The organism is Achromobacter sp. MFA1 R4 (assembly GCF_900156745.1).
In the GTDB taxonomy this organism is placed as follows: Bacteria; Pseudomonadota; Gammaproteobacteria; order Burkholderiales; family Burkholderiaceae_B; genus Achromobacter.
The window spans coordinates 3,279,375-3,296,589 of the sequence record NZ_LT707065.1 but is presented as its reverse complement, the minus strand read 5'-3'; the positions used below and the strand labels follow the sequence as shown (position 1 = coordinate 3,296,589).

At 67.0% G+C, this 17,215-nt stretch carries 16 protein-coding genes; all 16 read right to left on the bottom strand.

Features of this window, described 5'->3' with window-relative positions; all coding sequences use genetic code 11:
* Window positions 1–32: 32 nt before the first annotated feature.
* Complete coding sequence (terL, locus tag BXA00_RS14995; protein WP_076519210.1) at window positions 33–1,688, bottom strand: phage terminase large subunit; 1,656 nt, start codon at window positions 1,686–1,688, stop codon at window positions 33–35.
* Window positions 1,685–2,047 carry a hypothetical protein gene (locus BXA00_RS14990; protein WP_076519209.1) on the bottom strand — a complete coding sequence of 121 codons (363 nt, stop codon included), beginning with the start codon at window positions 2,045–2,047 and terminating at the stop codon, window positions 1,685–1,687. Before BXA00_RS14990 ends, terL begins: the two co-directional genes overlap by 4 nt.
* The gene (locus BXA00_RS14985) at window positions 2,047–4,527 is read right to left on the bottom strand and encodes a hypothetical protein (RefSeq protein ID WP_076519208.1); all 2,481 of its coding nucleotides are present in this window, start codon (window positions 4,525–4,527) and stop codon (window positions 2,047–2,049) included. The genes BXA00_RS14990 and BXA00_RS14985 overlap by 1 nt, the downstream gene beginning before the upstream one ends.
* Window positions 4,528–4,536: 9 nt before the next feature.
* Window positions 4,537–6,459, bottom strand: coding sequence for a hypothetical protein (locus tag BXA00_RS14980; RefSeq protein WP_076519207.1), 1,923 nt, complete (start codon window positions 6,457–6,459; stop codon window positions 4,537–4,539).
* A complete protein-coding gene (locus BXA00_RS14975; protein WP_076519206.1) occupies window positions 6,446–8,443 on the bottom strand; it encodes a hypothetical protein in 1,998 nt (665 codons plus the stop codon). The genes BXA00_RS14980 and BXA00_RS14975 overlap by 14 nt, the downstream gene beginning before the upstream one ends.
* On the bottom strand, window positions 8,440–8,901 hold the full coding sequence (locus BXA00_RS14970) for a hypothetical protein (protein ID WP_076519205.1): 462 nt from the start codon (window positions 8,899–8,901) through the stop codon (window positions 8,440–8,442). Before BXA00_RS14970 ends, BXA00_RS14975 begins: the two co-directional genes overlap by 4 nt.
* Window positions 8,901–9,347: a GNAT family N-acetyltransferase gene (locus tag BXA00_RS14965; RefSeq protein ID WP_076519204.1), complete on the bottom strand. Its 447-nt coding sequence runs from the start codon at window positions 9,345–9,347 to the stop codon at window positions 8,901–8,903. Before BXA00_RS14965 ends, BXA00_RS14970 begins: the two co-directional genes overlap by 1 nt.
* Entirely contained in the window at window positions 9,344–11,512 is a 2,169-nt protein-coding gene (locus tag BXA00_RS14960; RefSeq protein ID WP_076519203.1) for a hypothetical protein, read from the bottom strand. The genes BXA00_RS14965 and BXA00_RS14960 overlap by 4 nt, the downstream gene beginning before the upstream one ends.
* Window positions 11,512–12,093: a hypothetical protein gene (locus BXA00_RS14955; RefSeq protein ID WP_076519202.1), complete on the bottom strand. Its 582-nt coding sequence runs from the start codon at window positions 12,091–12,093 to the stop codon at window positions 11,512–11,514. Before BXA00_RS14955 ends, BXA00_RS14960 begins: the two co-directional genes overlap by 1 nt.
* Before the next feature lie 84 nt (window positions 12,094–12,177).
* Window positions 12,178–12,636 carry a hypothetical protein gene (locus tag BXA00_RS14950; RefSeq protein WP_076519201.1) on the bottom strand — a complete coding sequence of 153 codons (459 nt, stop codon included), beginning with the start codon at window positions 12,634–12,636 and terminating at the stop codon, window positions 12,178–12,180.
* Between the two features lie 36 nt (window positions 12,637–12,672).
* On the bottom strand, window positions 12,673–13,539 hold the full coding sequence (locus tag BXA00_RS14945; protein ID WP_076519200.1) for a phage capsid protein: 867 nt from the start codon (window positions 13,537–13,539) through the stop codon (window positions 12,673–12,675).
* 201 nt (window positions 13,540–13,740) lie between these two features.
* The gene (locus BXA00_RS14940; protein WP_076519199.1) at window positions 13,741–14,643 is read right to left on the bottom strand and encodes a hypothetical protein; all 903 of its coding nucleotides are present in this window, start codon (window positions 14,641–14,643) and stop codon (window positions 13,741–13,743) included.
* Between the two features lie 3 nt (window positions 14,644–14,646).
* Entirely contained in the window at window positions 14,647–14,883 is a 237-nt protein-coding gene (locus tag BXA00_RS14935) for a hypothetical protein (RefSeq protein ID WP_076519198.1), read from the bottom strand.
* Window positions 14,880–16,508 carry a portal protein gene (locus BXA00_RS14930; protein ID WP_076519197.1) on the bottom strand — a complete coding sequence of 543 codons (1,629 nt, stop codon included), beginning with the start codon at window positions 16,506–16,508 and terminating at the stop codon, window positions 14,880–14,882. The genes BXA00_RS14935 and BXA00_RS14930 overlap by 4 nt, the downstream gene beginning before the upstream one ends.
* 6 nt (window positions 16,509–16,514) lie before the next feature.
* Window positions 16,515–16,859 carry a hypothetical protein gene (locus tag BXA00_RS14925; RefSeq protein WP_076519196.1) on the bottom strand — a complete coding sequence of 115 codons (345 nt, stop codon included), beginning with the start codon at window positions 16,857–16,859 and terminating at the stop codon, window positions 16,515–16,517.
* Window positions 16,860–16,861: 2 nt separating this feature from the next.
* Window positions 16,862–17,173 carry a hypothetical protein gene (locus BXA00_RS14920; RefSeq protein ID WP_076519195.1) on the bottom strand — a complete coding sequence of 104 codons (312 nt, stop codon included), beginning with the start codon at window positions 17,171–17,173 and terminating at the stop codon, window positions 16,862–16,864.
* Between the last annotated feature and the right edge of the window lie 42 nt (window positions 17,174–17,215).

Genomic DNA, 17,215 nt, shown 5'->3' with positions numbered 1-17,215 from the left:
GGCTCCGACTCTTGCGCCGGGCCCGCCGGCGGCTAGGTTTCGAGGGTGACCTCGTGCACACCCCCTGTTGGGCGCCAATCTTCCCGCCCATGACCGGTCGGAATCCCGACTTTTTCCCTGACCATCCGGCCGATGCGGACCGGTGCCTGAAGGATCGCGCCAGCGCCGCTGTCCAGGTAGTCGTCAGGCTGCTCCTTGATCTCCGGGTTCCAGTCCTTCATTTGGTCCCACATGGGGCCGTCAAGCACGTCGACGTGCGCCCACATGACGCCGGATTTCATGGGCGGTTCCAGGCCGTCCAGGATGCGGGCGTTCTTGTTCTGCCCCACCTGGATGTCGGTCACGCCGCAGCGCAAGCCCTGCTGCTTGAGCGCCTGGCGCAGGAGCTGGGGAACGAAGGCGCCGTTGCCGTTCGTCTCGACATAGACGTTGGGGATGTTGAACCGCTCGATCAGAGCGCAGGCCTGCATAACCTGGCCGCCGATGATCTTGGCGTTGCGCGCGTCCGAGAACTCGGCAAACTCGCCCATCATGGCCTCGGCGACGTGCCAGTAGATGTTCCCCGCCGCGTCGTCCAGCACCAGGGAGAAGGCCGACACGTCGCCGCGGATCTTGCCCAGGGCGCAATCCCAATAGGCGCGCGCGCTGACGATCTGGACATTGCCCAGCATCATGCGCACCGCCCGGTTGGCCAGCTCGACGCGCGGATGCACGGCATAGGGCTTGATCTTTTCGGGGTCCAATCGTGACTCCTTGATGGGCTTGGCCTGCAGCTGATACTGCGAGTCCCAGTAGTTCAGCGTCCGGGTCTTCTTGCGCCGGATCTCGATTTCCGCGCGCGTGAAGCGCTCCGGCCATGCGCATCGCGCGTAGATGTCCAGCACGGCGCCGCCGGGCGGCTTGGCGAATACGACCTCACCGCGCTCGTAGCGGTAGTCCCGCCCTTCCACCAGTAGCCGCGCATGTTTGTAGATGCCGAGCATGACGTACAGCCCGTCCGCCGCCGGCTTGAATGGCACCGGGTAGCGGGTGCGCTTCGTCGTTTCCTCGTACCGGATCTGGTCTTCCAGCAGCGGGATGGTCAACGACGCCGCACCGCCGGCGATCATTTCCGGGTAGATGGAATCGTGCGTGTGCGGCGTGCCGATGTAGGTCTCCTGCCCGCCGGGCACCAGGATGAAGGTCGCCTCCTGGATCTTGGCGCGCAGGTTCTCGCGGGCGTCCGCCGTCTTGATGTTCTTCGGCACCTCGACGTCGTCGTAGTCGATGTCACGCGCGCGGGCGCTGGTGACGTTCTGATTTACGCCCACGGCGGTCATGCTGGCGTTGCGCGGGTCGTTCGACCCGGACACCCAGAACATCTGCGAGCCCGGCTTGGTGGGCAGCATGCCGCCGCACAGAGGGTGCCGGCGCAGCACGTTGATGGTGTCACGCGTCAGCTTCTTGGCCAGCGGACCGTCTGCCGCCCAGATGAGCGATACCCATGTGCCATCGCAGTAGAGCTGCCAGGCCTTGTATACCGCGTAGATCGTGGACTTCGCAGCGCCGCGGAAGACCTGCAGGACGCGCACCGGCTCGCTGCATGTGTCCAGCCAGTGGCAGATTCGGACGTGCAGGTCGGGGACGGTCCAGCCCTGCACCTTCGACCACATCAAAAAGAAGGCCAGGAAGGAAATCTTGCGCTTCATCGCGTGGCGCCGGCCGCCTTCTGGACCTTCTCCAGGAACTTGGCCGCCTCCTTCTCTGCCCGCTTGACCTCGCCTTCCAGCCCGTCGTCGGCCTCGGGGTGATCGTCCACCGCCGCCGCGCCGCCGTCGCCCGCCGTCTGGCGCCGCGTCAGGTCGATCAGGCTGTTCAGCTTCATGGCCAGCGTGACAGTGGCGATGGGGTTTTTCTTCGCCCAGAACCGATCACCGCGCGTCTGCGCATCCATCATATTCGGGTCGACGCCATGCCCGGGCCAGTTGTCCGGGTTCATCTCCTGCACCAGCACGTCGATCAGCTTCTCGGCGTATTCGGTCAGGCGTTCAAATTGGTCTTGGCGCATCATCGACTCCAGGCACGGGAAAGGTCGGGGCCGCGCTCCGGCAGGCCCGGGCCGAGCTGCCACCAGTAATCCTGATCATGCTGGCGCGCGGCGCGGCGTTCCACACGGCTCAAGTATCCCGGGCTGAGGTTTTCTTGCAAGGCGTGAAAGAAGGTGTGGTCGATGGCGCCGGACAGCCACCACAGGTTCTGATACGGCAGCGTGCCGCGGATCGTGCGCGCCGCGCCGGCGCCCAGGTTCAGGTCGTCGCCGCTGGCCGCGCGCCATGCGTTCTCGACGCCCAGGCCCACCACGTCGAACAGGGTGCCAGCAGACGGGCCAAGCACGGTGCCGCCCACCGATGCGGCGAATCCGCCCGGGGTTTCGCGCGGGTCCTGGAAGAGCATGTCGCCCACGATGGACAGGCCGCCGCCCTGCAGCAGAGCCTCGGACCAGAACCGGCCGCTGTTCACCGCCAGCGGATCCCGGCCGGACAGCATTTCCTTGATCTGGAAGGCGATGCCGCCGGCGATGGTGGTGCCCAACATGACGGCGGTGCCGTAGGCCAGACGGTTAGCGGCCGCCGGCGCGCCATCCAGCCCGCGCGGCGCGTCCAGCATGCGCCGGTAATGCCGGGAAATCATGGCCATGGGAAAGCTCTTGAACTGCATGACCGAGCGGGCGAGCTCGCCGCCGATGGTGCCTGCCTGCTGGCCGCCCCAGGTCTGCGCCGCGCGGGTGGCCAGGTCAGGATTGATCACCGCGTATTCCGACTCGTCGCGGATCAGGCCCAGCACCTTGGACACCAGCTGCGGCGCGTTGTCGGCGCCCGTGGCCATGATCGACTCGGGCGTCAGGTATTGCTGCCCGCGGTACTCGGTCGGCTGCACCTTGCTGATGACCGCCCAGTCGTCCTCGGTGATGCCTTTGCGCGCCAGGTGCGAGCGGTCCCATTCTGTCAGTGCGCCCCATTCCTTGCCGGCCATTTTGCCCAGGCCGCCCATCATGGTCATCTGGAAAGCCCGGCGCATGCTGTCGGTCCAGGCGTTCATGAGGGACAGCTTCATGACGCTGTTGGCGACCTTGCCGGACCAGTTGTTGCGGATGTGGTCGCCCGAAAAGCGGTTCAGGTCGGACACCAGGGATTCGGCGATCAGGCCATGCGCGTTCAGGAATTCCCGCGTCTCGCCACTGGCCTGGCCGCCGATGTTCTTGAGCGCCTGCCAGTAGGGCAGCTTGTTGTAGCCGGCCGTCACCAGGTAGGTGGGAATGTCGGACAGGGACGCCCAGACCGCGCGGCCCAGCTTGGAGGCGACATTGAGGTTTCGCAGGTCCGCCGCGACGCGCGCCAGGTTAGCGTTCTGCACGGCGCCGGCGTTGCCGGTCAGCACGTCGAAATAGGCCTCGGGCTGGTTGATGAATGAGCGCTTGACGCCGCCGTCCTGCTTCTCGGCGATATCAGCCTGCACGCGGAACTGGTGCGCCGGGCTCGGGCCGTAGCGCTCGACCAGCGCGATATCGCGCGCCAGCCCGGAGATATGCCCGTTCATGGCGTCGTACATGCTGCCCTGGCCGAATTCGCCCATGTACTCGATATAGGCCTGGCCGTCGCGCCAGTGGAGCTGCCGGGCCTGGCTGCCCCGGTTGGCGCGCGCGCCGGTGCCTCGGAACCCGCCCGGCTCCAACTTGTTCAGGCCGCCCGAGGACAGGGTTTCCCAGGTCGCGCGCAGGAACGCCGTCATTTCCGCGTCATCCATCAGGCTGCCATCAGGGCGCACGTAGCGGCTGCGGTCCAGCTTCGGCAGCGTCTGCTTCACCCAGGCGTCTTGGCCGGCAGCCAGCACGCGGCCCTGGTCACTGCCCTGCGGGAGGTAGCCGTATTCCAGCCGGCCGACGTCGCCGCCCGCGTTGTTGAATCGCTGGCGCATCGTCTCGACCGTCGTTCCCCAGGCCTTGGCCGCCTCCACGGCCAGCCGGTTGCCCGTGCCGCCCTCGCCACGCGCGAACACCTCGACAGCCAGATCCCGCGTCATCTGCGGGTTTTCGACGTCGAACAGGAACTGCAGCGCGCGGCGCCCTGCCGATACACCCTCGGACGAGGCCGCGGCGTCGAACAGGCTGCGCAACTGGGACCAGTATTGGTCCTTGACGCCCTTGATGTAGGCGTCCGTCTGCTCCATGTGCCGCACCAGGGCGCGGGACCGGCTGTCCCCGAACAGATCCTGGATGCTGGCAATCTCGGCGTCCACATCGGCGCGCTTTATCAGTTGGAGTTGCTGGCGCTGAAGCTTGAGCCGTGCTTCAGCGCGGGCGTCCTGCATGGCGCGCTCGGCAGCGGCCAGGGTGCGCTGGGCGGGCGTGAGCGCCAGCCAGGCGGCGCGGTCCTGGCGGGCCAGCGTTGCGGCCGTGCCGGCAATCCGGTCATCAATCGACTTGATTTCGGACTGGCTGAGGGTGCGGCCGGCAGCCGCGTTCACCTGGTCGATACATTTTTTCAGCATGTCGTTTCCTTATGCCGCGCTGATAAAGCAGTTGGCGGCCACGGCCAGCAGGTCAGCGTCGGCGTCATCCCTGGCCAGTTGTTCGTTCAGGCGGCGGATTGCCTCGGAGAGCGGCACGTCTTCTGCGTCGCCGTCCATGCGGACAGGCAGGTCCGGCTGGGCGGCTTCGATTTCCGCCAGGCGCGTCGTGACATAGGCGTCGCTGGTGGCTTGAGCCGTGGTGGTGGGCAGCTTGGCCGGTGGCGCGATCGGATCGACGTCGGCGCGGGAAGCTGTCGGCGTCACCAGGTCGGTGCCGGATGCGAATTCCTGGCCGCCCGGCAGCGTGCCGCCGGCCTCGGCGCGCGCGGCGGCCGGTTGCCGGCCGCGCTCCGGGATCTGGAACGGTGATTCAGCAGCACGGGCAGCCTCACGCACGCCAGCGGCAACCGGCGTCATGGCGGTGGCCGGCGCGTCGATCGCCGCGCGCTCGGCGCGCATCTGCTCGATCCGTTCGTCCAGCACCGCCAGCGCTTGGCGCGCGGCCATGGCCTCGGCGTTGCTTTCGATCTGGGCTTCCAGCGCGGCGATGCGCGCGTCTGTCTCCTGCGCACGCGCGTCCAGTTCCTGCCGCGCGCGGTTCAGCGCCGCCCGCGCCCCGGTGCGCGGCTCATTGGCGCGGATCTGGTCAGCCAGGGCCCGCAGCTCCACATCGTCGCCCGCAGAGCGCCGCGCCTGGGCCAGCTCCTGGATCTCGGTGCGCAGCGCCCGGATGGCGCCCGGGTCGGCCAGTGCCTCGGCCTGCGGCAGCAGTTCCGCCCGCGCGGCCTCCGACCGGGACACCATCGTTTCCAGAGCGCGCGCGGCGTAGGCATCCTTCATCGGGAACTGGTCTGCCACGTAGACCGACAGGCCGTCGGCCATCTGCGACGAGGCGCGCATGACCGACATCATTGCGTCATTGGCGGCGCGCACGTCGCTGGCATCGCCCAGGTTCCAGGAATCGACCACCTCACGCACGCGCTGCACGCGCGCGGCGTCGACCAGCTCCTGCTGCATCGGGCCGCGCGGCGCTTCTGCGCCTTCTGCCGCCTGCGCCGCCACGGGTGCCGGCTGGCCTTCCCGGGCCGCCGCGCGCGTCCTGCCGCGCAGCGCCCAGGCGCCGAACGCCGCCGGCACCAGGGTGGAAACCGCCAGGCCCACCGGGTCAAACGGGTCATACTGGTCGGCCAGGTTGCTGTAGTCGGCGTTGTTCAGGATGTCGCGCGTCATCTGCTGCTGGGCGATGAACAGGCCCGGGCCGCCACCCGCGGCATAGCCCAGCGTGCCCGCCAGCGTCTTGCCTGCCACGGGAAGCGCGACACCCACGCCGGTGGTCACGCCGGTGACGGCGCCCACGCTCGCGCGGGTGGCAAGGTCGACACCCTGTCGACGCAGTTCGTCCGAAGCGGTCACGCCTTCATCCGCGCCGGTCAGCATCGCCCCGGTCAGCGGGTTTCCGGTGGCCACCGTGTAGCCGACCGCCTTGGTGATGGTCTTGGCAAAGCCGAACATCATCTGTTCGGCGGTGCTGGCGGTCTGCGGGTTCGGGCCGAGCCAGCGGCTCGCATCGCGCAAGGTGTCGCCAGTGTCGCTGCTGAAAGCCGTACCCTCGTCCAGCGCCTTGCGCGCCGCACCGGCCCCCTGCTCGCGCCAGATGCGCTGTTCTTCCGTCTCGGCAAACGGAAGAACGCCCGTGGTGCCCGTGGACGCCATGGCCGAGCCGAACGCACCCACAGTGTCGGACAGGAAGGCGCCGGCCTCTACGGCGCCGGCCGCCGCGCCGGTGAATGGCGCCTTCGCCATGCCCCAAAAGCTAAAGCCCCGCTCGGGGCCTGGCGCTATCGGCGCGAGCTGCGCGCGGTTGCGCAGCGCTTCGTTTATCTCGCCCTGGTAGGCATCATCGAGTGCCATTGCTCACCCTCACGATGACCGGCTGGCCGGCCTGATTCAGCACGACGCCCGTACCGGACGACACGGTGTAGCGGCCCTGGCCGGCGTGGCGCAGTACCGCGTTGGGCAGACCCTTGACGAATTCGTCCACGGGCACCGCCTTGCCTGCGACAAAGACATTGCCGTCCGGCGCCTGGTCGGTGAAGCTGTCCGGGGTCAGCGCCACCAGCCCGCGTTCGAACTGGCTTTCGGTCATGCCCAGGGGAAGCGGGATCTTGCCGCCGTTGAAGTCGACAATGCCGCCGGCCACGGTTTCGATGGCGCTGCGGATGCTTCGGCCCTCGCGGCGCACATCTGCATCAGCCCGGACGCGCACGGCCGAGTCGATCACGGCGTTCTCCATCTCCGGCGTGGCGAAGACGCCCCGGACCTCCGCAGCAATTTCCGAACGCCAGCGGCTCACGTCCGCCTCGGCAATGCGCTTGTCCTTGATGGCCTGCTCGCCGCGCAGCACCTGTTCCGAAACCAGTCCGCCATTCGGGCGCTGCTGGTCGCCCAGCGCGGCCGCCAGGGCCAGGGTGCGGTCCTTGCTGTCCAGTTGCGCAGCAATGGCAGACATCGTGCGCGTGCCTACCGCCTTGGACAGGGCCGCGATGCTGGTGGCGCGCTGGTCGGGCGGCAGCGCATTGAACACGCTGGCGACCTGCATTGCCTCGTCCGACGTGAACGGCGACACCGGGCGCCCAGCGACAACCTCGACCTGCTGGGCCTGCTGAAGCCGCTCCTGCACTCCCTGCGTGATCCCGGCGATGCCGCCGCTCATGTCCAGCGGCGCCAGCTCGGGCAGCACGTTCCGGTCGACCGCGGCGCGCAGCGGGTCCTCTTTGTACTCGCGCTGGGACGCCTCGTAGGACTTTTGCGCCTTGTCGTAGAACTCCTGGCGCGTGGGGGTCCAGCCGACGCGGTTGCCTTCGGCCAGCAGCCCGTCCAGCATCTCGCGTTGATCGGACAGCGGCTGCATGGCGAATGCCGTGCCGGCCGGGGCTTGTTCCAGGGCAGAGGCAAGCGCGGGCTCGTAGGGGGTTCCCCGGACCGCCTCAGCAGCATCTGCCGCAAACCCCGGATCAATCTTTTTCCCCTGCGTGGTCAATTGCTGCACCTGGGCGAAGATCCCAGCGGCCTGGCGCTCGCGCTTGGCGGCATTGATCTCCGCCCGCTGCGCCGCGGCCACCGCGCGCTGCTCGAGCGCCGCCTTGTACCCGGCCGTGGTGTTCAGCAGCACCGCGCGGCGCTGCGGATCAAGGTCGTTGAATTCGTCCGACGTCAGCCGGCGTTCCACTTCATTGAGCGCTGCGCCGTTGTTCCTGGCCCCGTTCACCAGCTCGAAAGCAACGGTGTTGGCCGAGTTTTCCTTGAAGCGCAGCACGTCCTTTTCGATCTGCGCGGGCGTCATCCCGGCTTGCGGGCCCATGGCGCGGACGGTCTGCTCATATTTGGCGTTCGCGCCCGCCCGGTCCCGTACGGCCTCGCGCTCAAGTTGGCCGCCCAGGGCCACCAGCTCGCCGCCGATGTCCTGCTGGTTGCGCCTCACCACCGCATCGCCCACCCGCCGCCCCAGCGAAGCCGTGGTTTCCGCCAGTTGGGCATCCACGACGGCGCGGTGCGATCCGCTGATCCCCTTCAGGCTCTGCTCCAACTGCTTGGGCGCCAGCTCCTGCCAGCGCGCCGACGCTTCGGCCGCCGGGACCGTACCGTCAGCAATGCCCCGCGTCAGCTCGTCTTCCAGGTTGTAGAGGCCGTTCTTGGCCTCGGCCATGGTGCGGATGGCCTTCACACGGTTCAGCTCGTTCTGGGTGTCGGCGATCTGGTTGCCGAGGCCGGTAAGTGCCTGCCCCGTTTGAACCGCCGCCTGCGCTTCAGCCGCGCCGAATGCCGCCGCCGGCGCGTTGATGGCCTGGCCGGGCTGGGCCACCACGTTGCCAAGATTTCCAGTGGGGATCTTCATTGGTTCTTCTTCCAGGCTGAATAGGTGCTGCCCGCCGTGCTAAGGAGGCTGCCGGTTGCCCCGCGCTGGCCCGCCGTCGCCATCGACGATCCAGTCCGGCGGGAGATGGCGGCCTGTGCTTCCAGCGCATCAGCGCGCCGGTTTCCGGTCAGGATCGTGTTGTAGGCGTCCGACTCGGTGTCGTTCTGGATCTGCTCATTGATCAGGACCGGGGTGCCGGATCCGATCGAAACGCCCGAGGCGGAATACGCGGCCCTCGCTTCCGACGCCTGCGCGCGCCCGATGCGCCGGATCTTCTCGGCCTGCTCCCGATATGCCTGCCGCGTCTGCGCAGCCTCAATCTCGTCCTGCTCGGCATTGAAGTTGGCGGCCTCCTGCTGCGACCGCCCTGCATCCATCTGCCCTTTCGCTTGCATCACACCGCCCACGGCGGCCAGTACCAAAGGTGCCCAAGCCATTACAGCCCCCAAGAATAGAGATTGCCCACGTTCGTACCGCCGAAGCGCTCATACAGCGCGCCGGTGCGGTCGGTGGTGATGTCGGTGGTGATCGCCATATTCTTGTAGCGGGCGCCGCGTTCGTCGGACCATTCCAGGAATTCAGCCACCAGTCGCGGCCCGGCCATCGAGCCGCGGTAAGCCGGCGCCACATAGACGCCGTATTCGAACGAGAACCGGTCGTCGCCGAAGTAGTCCTCGCCGATGCCGCCGGCCAGAAACCCCACCAGCTCGCCGCCGACCTCGACCGCCAGCATGCAACCGTTCTCCTGTTCGACTAGGCCGGCGAACAGCACCACCACCTTGTCCAGGTTGAAATTCAATTCCCGGAAGCGGGATTCGGCGTGCATGTCGCGCGCCAGCTCGGCCAGGCGCTCGACGTCCGCAAGGGTTGCGTGTCTGATCATGAGTTGGTCGTCCAGTGGCGCACGATGGCCAGTACGTGAAAAGGTAGGGGCTGCTCCTGGGTGATCTCGACTTCCATCTCACCTTCCTGCCATCCGGTTTCGGCGACGCCTTTCCATCCGGAGAAAGGCTCGGGCGGCTTGTCCAGGATGTTCGCGCCGAACTGGCGGAACTGGATTTCTTTGCCGTTGATGGTGGCGCCGATGGTGTTCAGCACCAGAACGTTTAGCTTGTGCGCGCGCATCTGGCTGTTCTGCGCGGTGCCCGTCTGGGTCTGCACCTCGGGGCGCAGCAGCTTCACGCGCGGGCGCACGCGCAGCCCCGCCTGGATGGAATTGGCGAGCCGCGGCAAGGTGATCTGCCCGGCCACGACAGGGATCATTCCCTGGGGGGAACCGTCCGCCAGCACATCCACCTGCTTCCCCTCCAGGTGGTCAAGGCCGCCCCAGACCTGCGCGCCGGAGGGGTTCGTGCCCACGATGCCGCTGTGCACCATGTAGGAAGGGTTCAGACGCTCGACGTAGCGCACCGTATTCCCGTCGATAACGCGGCGCACCACCACCAGCACCTCATCGGTGGATCCGGCCGGCGCGGCCGATATCGACTCGTAGAAGCCATCGGTATCGTGCGGCGTCCAGGCGATCACGCCCTCGTCCCGGTCGATGGTCATGGCTGCCAGCTTTCCATTGGCCAGCACGCACCACAGGACCGAGCCCGGCTCCTGCTGATAGGCCATCTCGACCACGCCGGATTCCGTGATGTGCTCGGCCAGCGTCGTCAGGTTCGGCGCGCTGTATGCGTCAGACGCTGCCTGGTAGCTCATGGCCCGAACCTTGCGCCCGGCGCGCTGCACAAACAGCAGCTCGTCGCCCACGCGCACCGGGCGCGGGTTGCTGCAGCCATACACCGTCTGGTCCTTGGCGTTCACGTTCGTCGGCGTCAGCGGCTTTTCCACGCCGCCGACCATCGTCCATTCGGTCCCGGGCGTCAGGGCTATCAGCGCGCGCACGGATGCCAGATGCTCGATACCGTTGCTCTCGCCGTCCAGTGCGTAGAAGAAGCCGTCGGCATCGTTGACGCCCTGGCTGAAATCGAAGTATTCGCCGCTCCGGCTGCCCCATACCCCATTCGGGTAGCGCGTCGTGCCGGCGGCGACTAGGCGCTGCTGGTTGATCGTGACCGCCGTCGGGTAGCCCTCATTGGCGCCCCAGACCGGGCCCTGCAGCGTCCAGGCGCTGGCCTCGGCCGCCGTGTCGGCATCCATGTCGGCCTTGACCACGCCTGTCGCCACGGTGGCGCTGGAAACGCCCGTGATCAGCACCAGCCCGCGGTTGATCCCCACGTACTTGCCGACGTCTTCGGCGCGCCAGCCGTCGGCGGTCAGCGTCAGGGTGATCGCCAGTCCAACGGTTCCCTTCACGCTGGGCGTGCACGTCGTTTGCGGCGAGTCCTCCAACACCCACTGGAGGGCGGGAAGGCTCGTGCTGGGAAACTGGGAAGTGATCTCGGCCGTCACGCTGGTGGACGATCCGAATGCGGTGATGATGGCAATGCCCGTTTCGTAGGTGATCCGGCGCCCGACGTCCGATGCCATGAACGCGGCGCTGCCAGCCGTGATGGTGCGGCCGGTGCCCACCGTGGCAGCGCTCAGCGTCAGGGCCGTATTGAACCGGGCGCCGGTCTCAGCGAACGGCAGGACGGTGAACGGCACCGCAGACAGCACCCAGCTATCGTCGGCCAGGCGGCGCAGCATCTGCATCGGGAACGCCGGGTGGGCGAAGAACATGGCATTGGGAGCCTGAGCCCAGCGCAAGTCGGCGACCTGCTCCGCCGTGTATGGTGTGCCGATCTCGTACGGCACGCCAGCGGAAAGAACCTGGCCGGCGCCCGCCTTGAATACCCGCATGACGCCGAATCCGAACTCCAGGTGATACGCCGTGTCGCGGTTCAGCACGAAGGGGATGAGCCGGCTGGGGTTCACCGAGGATGCGTTCGGCGCCACATACTCCGTTCCCGGGGCGCGCGCCGCGCCACCGTAAATGTCGACCACCATGTTGTCCATGGCCTCGGCACCGTTCTGGTACCGCGCGATATCGGTGCGGCCGCGCACCTTCGGCGAGATTTCGCCCGCCGTGAAATTGGTCTGGATGGAATCGAGACGGGGCATTACCACCTCCCGCCGAATCGTGCCTCGATCAGATCAGACCCGCCCAGCACCTCGGGAGGCTCGTCTTGTCCGTCAACGGCCTTGGCCATCTTCTCGGCCATCGCCGCTTCCTGGAAGCAGGTATCGCGCAGGGTCGTCGACGCGGTGACCGGGTAGGCCAGAACCGCCATCATCTTGAGCTCGGCGACGTCAACCAGGGCGTCGTCCCAGGTGCCTGGGTTGTCGTTCAGCCAGATATAGACCAGCGGCAACTGCGTGACGTTGGCCAGGATGCGCCGGCCTTCCTGTCGGAACGGGATCGGGCAATCCTTCTTCCCGACCTGCAGCGTGCGCAGCCAGTCGCTCGGCAACTGGAATTGATACTGGAAGTCGAAGGCTGGCGCCGCTTCCATCGGCGCCAGGATCACGCGCTTGGTAGCGCAATTCCACGGGTAGGCCCGCAGAAGCTTGTTGCGCACGGTCGGCCACAGATTGGCGCACTGCCCGGCCTGCGTGCTGGGTTCTTCGAAGCTGGCGATTGCCTTGCCGCCCAGGCGCAGCAGCGCGTTGGAGCAGATGGAAACGGGATTGGCTGACGACATTTTCGGGCACCTGAAACAAAAAACCGGGGGACGAGCCCCCGGCGAATTCCACCTGGATGCCAGGGGAGATGACCAACCGTGTGATCAGTCCGTGACGTAGGGGATCTCGAAGCGCATCTGCTGGTTGGCGGCCAGCACAGCGCCCTTGACCGTGGCGTAGACGTCCACTTCGGTCGCCGTCAGCGCGTCAGCAGCGGCGGCGATGAGGGCCCCGGTATCGGCGGCGATCTTCCCCGCTGCCGAGATATCCACGCCAACGGCGATGCCGTCAGCGTCGACGACCGCCTGGGTGACCGTATTGCGCGTGCCGATATCCACCGTGGAGCTGGCCGTGCCGGCACCACCCACGCTGATCACCGCGCCGGTCAGAAAGCGCGTGTTGGCGGGCACGCGGCCCAGGAAGATGGTGTCGTTGATCGCATACGCGGCATGCGTCGCCGGAAGCGTTGCGATCAGAATGCGCTGGCGGCCGTGGGATTCGGCGGGCAGCAACTTCTGACCCGCGACGATCTTGGCGCCCTGCACGCTGTTAACTTCTGCCATGGTGTTCTCCTGAAGTCTTGAAAGAGGTGTCGGGGCTTAGAAGGTGAATTCGATGGCCACGACGCCGATTTCCCAGACGCGGACAGCGCCGTGGGATGCGGCCATGGACACCTGCATCAGGTCCTTCTTGTCGGCGCGGCGGGATGCCTTGCCCTCGACAAAGCCGGTGCCGAAGTGCACAGCCGACTTGGCCCAGGCGGCGGTCGTCGCGGTGCTGCCGTTGATCTTGAGGCGCTCGTAGGGCTCCCACTTGAAGCCCATCCACTTGCCCGACACGTCGCCGTCCTGCAGCATCTTCACGGCCAGGAAGTCCGCGCTGGTCAGCGTGGTGTCCGAAAGGATGTCTTCCAGCATGTCGGCGTTGTAGGCGATGTGCAGCTCTTCGCCGTTGTGCTCGTCGGCCTCGTTCTTGCGGAACATCTTGCGGGCTGCGATCAGCTTGGCCTTGGTGAAGCCGGTGGCGCTGGCCGTGATGATCTGCGAGGAAGGCAGCGCGATCAGGGCGCCATCCTTGGTCTGCGAGTTGCCCAGCAGCGCGTCGAACGTGATGCTGTCCTTGCGGCGGTTGTGGGCGGCCTGCAGCGATTCGTTGTAGCTGCCGCTCAGCGGGTTGGCCAACAGCTTGGGCTCGTCGTTGCGGTCGACCGGCAGCGCCTGGTAGAAGTCACGCATGATGGCCACGCGGGTCGAATGCTCGGCTTCCGACCAGGTGGTGTCGCCATGGCGCACGGTGTTCTCGGGGGTGTCTTCCAGCGGCGCCAGTCGGTTGGCCGTGAAGGACTCGCCGGTGATCGAGCCGCGGTCGAAGACGTTGCCGGCAATGCGGCTGGTCTTCTGCTGGGATTGCAGCCGGATCGAGGTGTCCCACTGCTTGACGAATGCTTGGGTGATGGTGTTCGACATGGATTGCTCCGAAGGTGAATTGATCTGCTCTATTCGCCTTGCGGGGTGTCCGCGAACGGGCCCGGAGTTCGCCCACTGGTACCGGCTACCGCACCACTGGGAGGGCTATTTCCGGGTATCCGCGCGCCAGTGCGGGCCGGTGAATTGCCCGCAATGGTCGCGCTGGGGGGGTGTCGGAATCCCGACTTTTTGAGGGGTGTACTACGCGGCGGCTTCGGTGCCGTAGCGTCGGTCGTAGAACTTCTTGACCGTGGCGCTGACGCGCTCATGGTCCTTGTGCTTCGGATCGCGGTAGGCCTCGGACATTTCCATGGTGCGGATGTCGTCTTCCGTGACCGCCTTGAAGCTGGCCGCGCCAGGCGTGCTGTCTTCCTGGAACTCGGGACCCAGGGCCGCCATCAAGCGCAGGAAGGTCGGGTTGTTGCCCAGCTCGGCGTAAGCCTGGTCCATCGAGATTCCGGCTTTCTCAGCGGCCGCGGCGGTGGCGACGTGCGCCAGGCCGGCATTGCGCTTGAAGTCGGCGTCGGTGGTCCAGACCTGCTTGAGCGCCGTTTCAGCGGCTTCGGCGGTGGCTTCAGCGCCAGCGCCAGCCAGCAACGGGGCCATCTTGAAGTAGCTGGCCAGCGCGACGTCGATCTGCTTCTGGCTGTACCCGGCCTTGTGGGCTTCGCTCAAGAACTCCTGCATCTCCGCGTCGTCGGTGAAGTCGATGTCCTTGAAGTCATCGGGCGGCGTGATCGCGTAATCGGTGTGGGCCTTGGGCGGCGCATCGCCGCTGCCCAGTCGCTTTTCCAGGCTGCCATGGGCCTCGGCCAGCTTGCGGGCGGAAGCCTCGATATCCAGCGTGCCGTCTTCCTTCGTGACGCGGTATTTCTCGGGGATGAATTCGGTGGCCGCGGGTTCTTCAACGCCCTGCTTCAGCAGGTTCGTCGGTTGCGCTGCAGGTGCGGCTTCGGCCGGCGGGGTGGTGCTGGCGGGGGCTGCATCGCCGACGGGGGGCTGGTCATTGACGGCGGAGCCACCGGCCCCGGGATCGCCACCACCGCTGCCACCAGCGTCCGCGGCGCCCGCTTCGTTCATGAGGGGGAAGCGCTTTTTCCACATTGGTCACTCTCCTTGGTCGGCGTTCGGGTCCGGGACGCCGTTAGCCCGGTTGATCTGGTTCGTGATGTGCTCGACCACGCTGCGCATACCGTCGCGCTGGTAGGTCTTCAGGATGGCGTCGATGCCGCCCGTGGTGACGGCGGGCCGCGCGAATCGCTGGATCAGGTCTTCCAGGATGGCGGCACCGCGCCGGTCGTCTTCGAAGATCGCCTTGTAGAGGGCGGGGGTGATTTCGCTCATGCTGCCTCGGCCATGCGGGTTGCAGCAGCCTCGCCGGCCACCTGGGCAATCTGTTGCTGCTGGGCCTGCTGCTGCTCTGCGGCCTGCTGTTCGGCGCGGCGCTGGCGGATGGCCGCTACTTCCTCGGCGGTGTTGCCGATCTTGGCCGGAGCGCCGCGGCCTTCCACGATGACGCGCACGGCCTCGTCGGAATTGATGTTGTCCCAGACGGACGGGTCCTGCTTTGCCTCGGCTACGGCGGCGACCGATGCCAGGGTGCTTTCCGTCGCGCTCACCTCTTCCAGCTTCTGGCTCTTGGCCATGGGCGACATGTAGGTGATCGTGTAGGTGCGGCCACCCAGGGACTCGGGCGGCGTATCGAACAGGCCGGCGCGGAAGGCCAGGCCGAAGCAGCGCTGGATCAGCGGCTTGAGGTATTCGGCTTGCAGGCGGCCGTAGACGGGCCCCAGCAGTTGGCGAATGAGCTGCACGCGGACATGCACCTCGGTCGCGGTCATGGCGGGGCCGTCCTGCGGCTGCAGCTGGTCGGCCATCAGGAGCTTGCGGATTGCGGCGGTCAGCTCGGCGCGCTTCGTGAACGAGTAGCTGAAGTCCGAGCCGGATTTCAGTTCCTTCATCGAATCCACGCTGTTCGCCACGATGATCTTGCGCGGGCCGACCTTGACCGTGCGCGGGTTCAACACGCCGTCGTCCTCGGCGATCCACATGCCGGCCGTGGCCAGGTCGCCATTGATCAGCTCGGTTTGGCTCATCTGGTTGAGCGTTCTGATATCGGGCAGCGCGTCGAACATGGGGCCGACCGCGTAGACCGACTTCGGGATGACCGTCCAGCGCGGCGCCGCGAAGGGCTTTTCGTGGTAGCCGGATTCGCGCAGCACCGCCTTGTCGTCGCAGTCGACGTGCACGGACGCATAGGGCAGGTTCTTGGCGCGCTTGGCATTGACCACCGACACGCGGCGCGGGTAGATGGCGTGCACGATGTTGATCATCTCGTCGTACTTGCCCTCGATGTATAGCCGGCGCACCTTCTCGCTGGCCTTGGCCAGGCCGAATTCGCTCACGCACTGCTCGACGGTCAGCTGGTACGGGCGGTAGATCGTGTCGATTTCGCCGCCAGGCTTGGACGCCGCGCAGTAACAGCCGGAGATAGGCCATTGCTCGAAGCGCAGGCCTGTCACCGACCCGTCGTCGTCCTTCTGGTTGTCGATGAACAGGACGAACCAGCCGGCGCCCACGATGTCCAGCTGGGATTCGAAGGCGTCCGCGTCGAAGTTGCTGGCGTGAATGCTTTCCCACAGCCGCTCGGCCGACTCGTCCAGCCAGCGGCGTTCCTCGTCCGTCTCATCCCAGACCGTCATGCCGAACCAGCGCGAGTTCGCCGGGGTCATGCCGCTCTGGATGCCGGACGCCAGGATGCGGCCCGCGTCGGTGGACGTGGAATCGAACAGGCGGGCCCGCTTGCCCGCCACGCTCTGGATGTCCTCGGTGTCCCCGTTGAAACCCTGGGACCGGATCGGGAACGACAGGTCGAAGCATTCCCGCCAGATGTCTTCGTGCGGTGCGCGCAGGCCCTTGAGGGTGCCAAGACGGCGGATGATGTCGCACGCGAGCTGATCTTCTGCCACGGTGGGCTACTCCCCGAAGGTGCGTTTGCCGTATGCGAGGACGGATGACGTCTGCGCGTTGCCGCCGTTCCCGCCAGACGCCAGCAGGCTGCCGGCGCGTCGCTGCTTGGCACGCTCGGCGGTGGCGCGGTTGGCCAGGGCGGCCGCTTCCTGCTCGTCCTTCAGGCGCTGTTCCTCGGCCGAGGCCGTGCCGGCGCCTGCTGTGGACTCCACCGGCTCAGCGCCGCCCAGCATGTCGCCCACGTCGCTGGCGGTTGGCAGGCCGGCCTTGTTGAGCTGCTTGTCCACTTGCCGGCCGATGGGGTCGATCTTGTTGACGACCTTTGCGACCTTCTTGATGACCTTGCCCATGATCAGGCCTTGGGCAGCGGGATCACCCAGCCGTCGCGGGACAGCACGGGCGCGGTAATCGCGGCGGGGTCGATGTCGGCGGCGGGCGTCGTGGCGTACTCGGCGCGCGTCTTGGGCGCCTTGCCGCGCGGCGCGGCCTTGGGCTGCTCGTCGTTGGGTGCCGGCGAGGCAGCGGCGGGTTCGGCGGGCGCGGTGGCCGCGGCGGGGGTTTGATCGTCGCCGGGCTGCGTGGCGCCGGTGGCGCTGGAATCGTCGTCCTGCGTGGTCGTGGGCACTTCGCCCGGGGTTTGAATGTTGTGGGTGCGCTTGGACATGCTCGGCTCCGTCTTGGGGAAGATCGGAGCCGATTGTGGTTC